Annotated in this window: 8 protein-coding genes, 1 pseudogene and 1 riboswitch; of the genes and pseudogenes, 4 read left to right on the forward strand and 5 right to left on the reverse strand. The window is 62.0% G+C overall.

The annotated features are described in order from the left end of the window. Positions 1–224 precede the first annotated feature (224 nt). Positions 225–983, forward strand: a complete 759-nt coding sequence (locus ACESNB_RS09660) for an SDR family oxidoreductase (protein WP_373006694.1) — start codon at positions 225–227, stop codon at positions 981–983. 14 nt (positions 984–997) lie between these two features. On the opposite strand, the gene ACESNB_RS09665 is transcribed toward ACESNB_RS09660, so the two are convergent. The 4 genes from ACESNB_RS09665 to ACESNB_RS09680 form a co-directional block, all read right to left on the reverse strand. Beyond that, positions 998–1,831, reverse strand: coding sequence for a hypothetical protein (locus ACESNB_RS09665; RefSeq protein ID WP_373006696.1), 834 nt, complete (start codon positions 1,829–1,831; stop codon positions 998–1,000). An 88-nt stretch (positions 1,832–1,919) separates the two neighbouring features. Beyond that, positions 1,920–2,192, reverse strand: a complete 273-nt coding sequence (locus ACESNB_RS09670) for an SRPBCC domain-containing protein (RefSeq protein WP_373006698.1) — start codon at positions 2,190–2,192, stop codon at positions 1,920–1,922. A gap of 12 nt (positions 2,193–2,204) precedes the next feature. Beyond that, positions 2,205–2,408, reverse strand: a complete 204-nt coding sequence (locus ACESNB_RS09675) for a hypothetical protein (protein WP_373006700.1) — start codon at positions 2,406–2,408, stop codon at positions 2,205–2,207. Then, positions 2,405–2,761: an ArsR/SmtB family transcription factor gene (locus tag ACESNB_RS09680; protein ID WP_373006702.1), complete on the reverse strand. Its 357-nt coding sequence runs from the start codon at positions 2,759–2,761 to the stop codon at positions 2,405–2,407. Before ACESNB_RS09680 ends, ACESNB_RS09675 begins: the two co-directional genes overlap by 4 nt. A 108-nt stretch (positions 2,762–2,869) precedes the next feature. After that, a riboswitch (TPP riboswitch) is annotated at positions 2,870–2,968 on the forward strand. On the opposite strand from ACESNB_RS09680, the gene ACESNB_RS09685 reads away from it, so the two are divergent. The 3 genes from ACESNB_RS09685 (at position 2,963) to thiC (ending at position 5,735) form a co-directional block, all read left to right on the forward strand. Then, the gene (locus ACESNB_RS09685) at positions 2,963–3,349 is read left to right on the forward strand and encodes an MmcQ/YjbR family DNA-binding protein (protein WP_373006704.1); all 387 of its coding nucleotides are present in this window, start codon (positions 2,963–2,965) and stop codon (positions 3,347–3,349) included. Its footprint overlaps the riboswitch before it by 6 nt. Further along, a complete protein-coding gene (locus ACESNB_RS09690) occupies positions 3,346–3,765 on the forward strand; it encodes a DUF1801 domain-containing protein (protein WP_373006706.1) in 420 nt (139 codons plus the stop codon). The genes ACESNB_RS09685 and ACESNB_RS09690 overlap by 4 nt, the downstream gene beginning before the upstream one ends. After that, positions 3,762–5,735, forward strand: coding sequence for a phosphomethylpyrimidine synthase ThiC (gene thiC, locus ACESNB_RS09695; protein WP_373006708.1), 1,974 nt, complete (start codon positions 3,762–3,764; stop codon positions 5,733–5,735). The genes ACESNB_RS09690 and thiC overlap by 4 nt, the downstream gene beginning before the upstream one ends. A gap of 250 nt (positions 5,736–5,985) precedes the next feature. On the opposite strand, the pseudogene ACESNB_RS09700 reads toward thiC, so the two are convergent. Further along, positions 5,986–6,103 (reverse strand): annotated as a pseudogene (locus ACESNB_RS09700) (IS110 family transposase); the annotation flags it as partial.

Here is a 6,103-nt window from a genome sequence, read left to right on the forward strand (position 1 = left end):
GAAGCAGTTCGCCGACGCCATCCTTGCATTCATGCGTGAAACCATCCCGCAGGAATGGAAGAAATTCCGCGACAAGGTCTCAGACAACTTCCGCGTCATAACCCACGAGAACTTTCGGGTTTTGGAGTAGAAGCTGTATAAGTATAATTCTTTCTGGTGCCTTCTTTCGATTTGAGAGCATGTTCCCATCTTCGGCTGAACACCGAGGCAAAAGGAGCTCACCCATGAAAACCACAGGCAACACGATCCTCATCACAGGCGGCGGATCCGGCATTGGCCGCGAACTTGCCCGTGAATTCCACGCCCTTGGCGATACGGTCATCGTCGCCGGACGCTCGACCGCCAGCCTTGAGGAAACCATCGAGGGCCGGGACGGCATGCATGCCCGCACGCTGGACGTCAGCGATGCAGCCGACATCGTCCGCTTTGCGAAGGAACTGATCGCCGACTTCCCGGCGCTCAATGGCCTGATCAACAATGCCGCCATCATGGTGAAGGAAAATCTGCTGGCCGACCCGGTAGACCTCGCCATCGCCGAGGCCACCATCACTACCAACGTGCTCGGCCCGATCCGCCTCACCGCCGCCCTCCTGCCCCACCTGCGCGCGCAACCGGCTGCCACGGTGATGACCATCACCTCCGGCCTCGCCTTCGTGCCGCTGACGGCCACGCCCACCTATAGCGCCTCGAAAGCCGCCATGCATTCGTGGACGCAGTCGCTGCGCTACCTGTTGAAGGATACGCACGTCGAGGTGATCGAGATCGCTCCGCCCGGCGTTCAAACCAACCTGACGCCCGGCCAGTCCACGCGCGCGGCCTACATGCCCCTGAAGGACTATATCGCCGAGACCATGGCGAACTTCAAAGCCCTTCCGGAGACGAAGGAAAACCTCACCGAACGGGTGAAGTTCCTGCGCTTTGCCGAAGCCGAAGGCCGCTTTGACAAGACCTTCAACTTGCTGAACGAGGCCTACGAAGGCTGAATTGCCGCGACGGCTCAGCGCCGCCGGCGCGGATTCGTGTAAAGCGCCTCTTCGTGGTGATCGAGTTCCGGCACGAGCCGGCCCCCATGCACCTTTTCCGTCAGCTGGCGGACATGGCGGCGCGCCGCCCCATTGAATTTCAGCATGGCACAGAACAGCTGCAACACGGCCTCCAGCCTGGCATTGGCATGCGCGCTGTCCAGCGTCACTTTCCAGGCGCCGCCCAAATTGATGATGCGGCTGTCGAGTTGGCCGATCTTGCGGCCCTTCTGGTCATACAGCGTGTAATCCGACCCGATACAGATCACGTTCCGGCGCAGCTTGTAGAAGCGCGGCCCGCTCTTCGTCTGGAGAAAGAAGGAATATTTCTCGGGAAACAGCGGCCAGTGGTGGGCCGAGCGTTCCAGCTGGATCAGCTGGTCATGTCGCGCCAGGTTGATCGAGTAGGCCGGCACCGCAAGGCCGCCCGATCCCAGCGACAACTGCAACGACCGCCCGATCAGCATTTCGATCGTACCACGCCAGTGCAGGTCTTCTGAAAACAGCTTGATCACCAGCCGGCGTTTGAAATCCTTGTTGCGTTTCCACATCTCCTGGCGATAGGCGATCAACGCCTCGCGCTTCCCGTTCACCACCGTCTGCCCGTAAATCTCCATATCCTTGGTGAACTGGTCGGACGCGGCCTCGTTCTGGGTGCGCTTCATGATGCCGATTTCGGCCGTGTTGAAATCGGTGGCCCAGAAATCGACCTTGAATTTGCGGGTCTTTACCGGTGTTTTCTTGCGCGGCGTCAATTCGTCCGCCGTAAGCGGTACATGCAGCGGCGCATGCGCAGATCCATCAGCCATGATCGTCGCCTCCATCCGTAACGGAATCAGATAGGGCCCTTAATGGTCACCAGGTGTCAGGATTCGGTTAACAGGACTGGGCCCGGTGTTAACCAGTGCGCGGAACGGTCCATGGCTTGCTGGGCTTCATCATCTCGCCAAGGCGCAAAAGGGCGCTCTCCCAGCCTTCCTGCACGCCCTCCAGCAGGTCTGCGCCATCCAGCGCCGCTGTCTGAAGGGTCAGCACAAGGCGCGTTCCCTGCCCGTCCGGCTGGAATTCGGCTGACACCAGGCAGGCGCCTTCGATGGCGTCCATGGAAGCGATAATCTCGGTATAGATGATACGCCGGTCGGTCACGATATCATGATACCGCCCACGCACGATGGCGATGGCCTAGTCACCCATCATGCAAGTGCTGACATCTTCTCCTCCGACAGAAAAATCGGCCGCATCAATGCGCAGGTCGATCTCGTCGGATGGCGATCCCCAGATACGGCGCATTTCGGGGTCCGCCCAAGCCCCAAACACACGCGACGGGTTGGCCGTGTAGGTCTTTTCGATGGTCACGGTGCCGTGGCCGATCGTGGCATGGCTCATGTCAGGTTTCCTTCTATGTCAGTCGCGTCGAGAATATCGCCCAGTCGGTCGAGACGCGCCGCCCATGCCTGCTGGTAACGGGTGATCCAGCTGTCCAGCTCGGCCAGCCGGGCGGTTTCCAGCCGGCACCGCCGCACCCGGCCTTCCTTGCGGGTCGAGACAAGGCCCGCCGATTCCAGCACGCGCAGATGCTGGAGAAAGCTCGGCAGCGCCATGTCATAGGGCGCGGCCAGTTCGGCGACGCTCGCCTCGCCAAGGCTCAGCTGCGCCATCACGCCCCGCCGCGTGGCATCGGCCAGCGCACGGAAACCACGATCAAGGGCGATAGGGTCAGGCGAATGATACTTAGTCATATGCCTATCTATCTGGCCCGGTGGCGCCCTGTCAACATACTTAGGTAATGGCCTTTGTATTGTCATCGCGCGCACCTCTTTCTTTTGGCCTCCAAACCGCCTATTCTTCCCCTATCCGAGGGGTGTCCGGCATGGTGCCGGGCTGAGAGTTACCCTTTGAACCTGATCCGGCTCATACCGGCGCGAGGGACGGAGAATTAAATGACGCTCGGTGCGTTCACGGCCTTCTGCAAATCCCTCCCCCACTCGACCTATGTCTGCCAGTGGGGCGGCAGTCATGTCTGGAAGATTAGCGGCAAGGTCTACGCCATTGCGGGTGACGAAGACGGCGAGATCACCGGCGTCTCGTTCAAGGTCACGCCCATCGCCTTCCATATCCTGAAAGAACAGCCCGGCTGCCGCGGCGCGCCCTACCTTGCCTCGCGCGGCATGAAATGGATCCAGCGCACCAGCGCCGAGACCAAGCCCGATGACGAACTCCTCACCTACCTGCGCGACAGCTACCGCCTCGTTGCCGCCGGCCTGACGAAAAAGCTCCAGAAGGAACTCGGCCTCTCGCCGACCGCCCCGAAAGCTTTCCCGTCATGAGCCGCCTGACTGCCCCGCCATCCGCGCCCGCCAAAGCCCAGGCCGTCCTCGACGCGCCGCGCGCCTATCTCGGCAAGCTGCGCGACCTCATCCGCGACACCGCCCGCACAACGCCCGGCATCGGTCCGCTCACCGAGACGCTGAAATGGGGCGAGCCCGCCTTCCTCACCGAGGCCACAAAAAGCGGCAACTCCATCCGCCTCGGCTGGAAACCCGCCACGCCGACCACCGCCCAGCTCCTCGTCCATTGTTCCACCACGCTGGTGAACGAATGGCGCAATCTCTACGCCGGCACGCTCGCCTTCTCCGGCACCCGCGCCATCCTGCTCGACTTGCGCAAGCCCCTGCCGCGCCCCGACCTCGCCCATTGCATCGCCATGGCCCTGACATACCACTCCAGAAAGCAAACCTCATGAACAAGCCCGCCGACCAGTCCGCCTTCGAGACGCCAAAAGTCACCACGGGGCCCCTCCCGGCCAGCCGCAAGGTCTATACCCATCCGCCACAGGCGCCCGACATCGCCGTGCCCCATCGCGAGATCGACCTGCACCCGAGCGCTAACGAGCCCGCCCTGCCCGTCTACGACACGTCCGGCCCCTATACCGACCCCTCGGTCACCATCGACGTCGAGAAAGGCCTCGCCCGCGACCGCCGCGAATGGGTGCTCGAACGCGGCAATGTGGAAGAGTATGAAGGCCGCGACGTGAAGCCGGAAGACAATGGCGGCGCCAATGGCAAACATCTCGCCCGCCAGTTCCTCGTCCGCCACAAGCCGCTGCGCCGCAAGCCCGCCGCCCCCGCCGCCATCGAGACAAGCTCGTCGCCCTGCAGCATGGACCAAGACACGACCTGGAATCAAGGGCAGGACCTGCTCACCCAATACGAGTTCGCCAAGGCCGGCATCATCACCAAGGAAATGGTCTACGTCGCCACCCGCGAGAACATGGGCCGCGCCGCCGCCCATGAAGACGCTGCGGCCACGATCGCCGACGGCCAGTCCTTCGGCGCCCATATCCCGGAATACATCACGCCGGAATTCGTCCGTTCCGAGATCGCGTCCGGCCGCGCGATCATCCCGTCCAACATCAACCATGCCGAGCTCGAGCCGCAGATCATCGGCCGCAACTTCCTCGTCAAGATCAACGCCAATATCGGCAACTCTGCCGTCACCTCAAGCGTGGAAGAAGAAGTCGACAAGATGGTCTGGGCCATCCGCTGGGGCGCCGACAATGTCATGGACCTCTCGACAGGTCGCAACATCCACAACACGCGCGAATGGATCCTGCGCAATTCCCCCGTCCCCATCGGAACCGTGCCGATCTATCAGGCGCTGGAAAAGGTCAACGGTGTCGCCGAAGACCTGACATGGGAAATCTACCGCGACACGCTGATCGAACAGGCCGAGCAGGGCGTCGACTATTTCACCATCCATGCCGGGGTGCGCCTCGCTTACATCCACCTCACCGCTAACCGCGTCACCGGCATCGTCAGCCGCGGCGGCTCGATCATGGCGAAATGGATGCTCGCCCACCACACCGAGAGCTTCCTCTACACGCATTTCGAGGAAATCTGCGACATCATGCGCGCCTATGATGTCTCCTTCTCCCTAGGTGATGGCCTGCGCCCCGGCGCCGGGGCCGACGCCAATGACGCCGCCCAGTTCGCCGAACTCGAAACCCTCGGCGAGCTGACCAAAGTAGCCTGGGCCAAGGGCTGCCAGGTCATGATCGAAGGGCCCGGCCACGTGCCGATGCACAAGATCAAGATCAACATGGACAAACAGCTGCGCGAATGCGGCGAGGCACCCTTCTACACGCTCGGCCCCCTCACCACAGACATTGCGCCCGGCTACGACCATATCACGTCGGGCATCGGCGCCGCGATGATCGGCTGGTTCGGCACGGCCATGCTCTGCTATGTGACGCCCAAGGAGCATCTCGGCCTGCCAGACCGCGACGACGTCAAAGTCGGCGTCATCACCTACAAGCTCGCCGCCCACGCGGCAGACCTCGCCAAGGGCCACCCGACCGCCCATCTGCGCGATGATGCCGTCTCCCGCGCCCGGTTCGATTTCCGCTGGGAAGACCAGTTCAACCTGGCGCTGGACCCCGAAACCGCGCGCGACTTCCACGACCAGACCCTGCCGAAAGACGCCCACAAGGTCGCCCATTTCTGCTCCATGTGCGGCCCGAAATTCTGCTCCATGAAGATCACTGCCGAAGTCCGCGAATACGCCGCCGGCATGTCCGACAATGAAAAAGCCGACATGGAAAAACAGGCCGCCGCCGCAAGAGCGGGCATGGCGGAGAAATCAAAAGAGTTCCTGGACAAGGGCGGCGAGATTTACTTGTCGGAGAGCGGTGAAGTGCGGGAAGCGATTGACTAGACCAGCCTGCATCCGCGCTGCAATTCTGAGCGCTACGGCCTTCGCACTGTTCATCGGCGCGTCGGCTTCAGCGCAGGACTGCGCATGCCCCCAATTGACCGCCGAGCGACAGCTCGCGGACGCCGACTATGTCATTCGTGCCAGGTCGATGGGCACCGGATTCGTATGCAATGGAGAAATACTGCATGAGGGCGATGGCATGTGGATGACGCGTTTCAACGTGGTCAAGACGCTAGAGTATCCGTCTTGGTCAAGCCAGTCTTGGTGTCCATTCCCGGTCGTCGCGGATGAGGGCGTTTGCCAGGACTATCAGCTTTCGCATGACGGCCGTGATGGCGACTTTGGGCGGTTTACCGCGTGCGGTGAGC

It is taken from the genome of Hyphomonas sp. (assembly GCF_041689225.1).
GTDB lineage: Bacteria > Pseudomonadota > Alphaproteobacteria > Caulobacterales > Hyphomonadaceae > Hyphomonas.

What these genes read in the sequence shown, in the direction of transcription:
- ACESNB_RS09660 (WP_373006694.1), top strand. Translation starts at nt 225, where the DNA reads ATGAAAACCACAGGCAACACGATCCTCATCACAGGCGGCGGATCCGGC.
- ACESNB_RS09665 (WP_373006696.1), bottom strand. Translation starts at nt 1,831, where the DNA reads ATGGCTGATGGATCTGCGCATGCGCCGCTGCATGTACCGCTTACGGCG.
- ACESNB_RS09675 (WP_373006700.1), bottom strand. Translation starts at nt 2,408, where the DNA reads ATGAGCCATGCCACGATCGGCCACGGCACCGTGACCATCGAAAAGACC.
- ACESNB_RS09680 (WP_373006702.1), bottom strand. Translation starts at nt 2,761, where the DNA reads ATGACTAAGTATCATTCGCCTGACCCTATCGCCCTTGATCGTGGTTTC.
- ACESNB_RS09685 (WP_373006704.1), top strand. Translation starts at nt 2,963, where the DNA reads ATGACGCTCGGTGCGTTCACGGCCTTCTGCAAATCCCTCCCCCACTCG.
- ACESNB_RS09690 (WP_373006706.1), top strand. Translation starts at nt 3,346, where the DNA reads ATGAGCCGCCTGACTGCCCCGCCATCCGCGCCCGCCAAAGCCCAGGCC.
- thiC (WP_373006708.1), top strand. Translation starts at nt 3,762, where the DNA reads ATGAACAAGCCCGCCGACCAGTCCGCCTTCGAGACGCCAAAAGTCACC.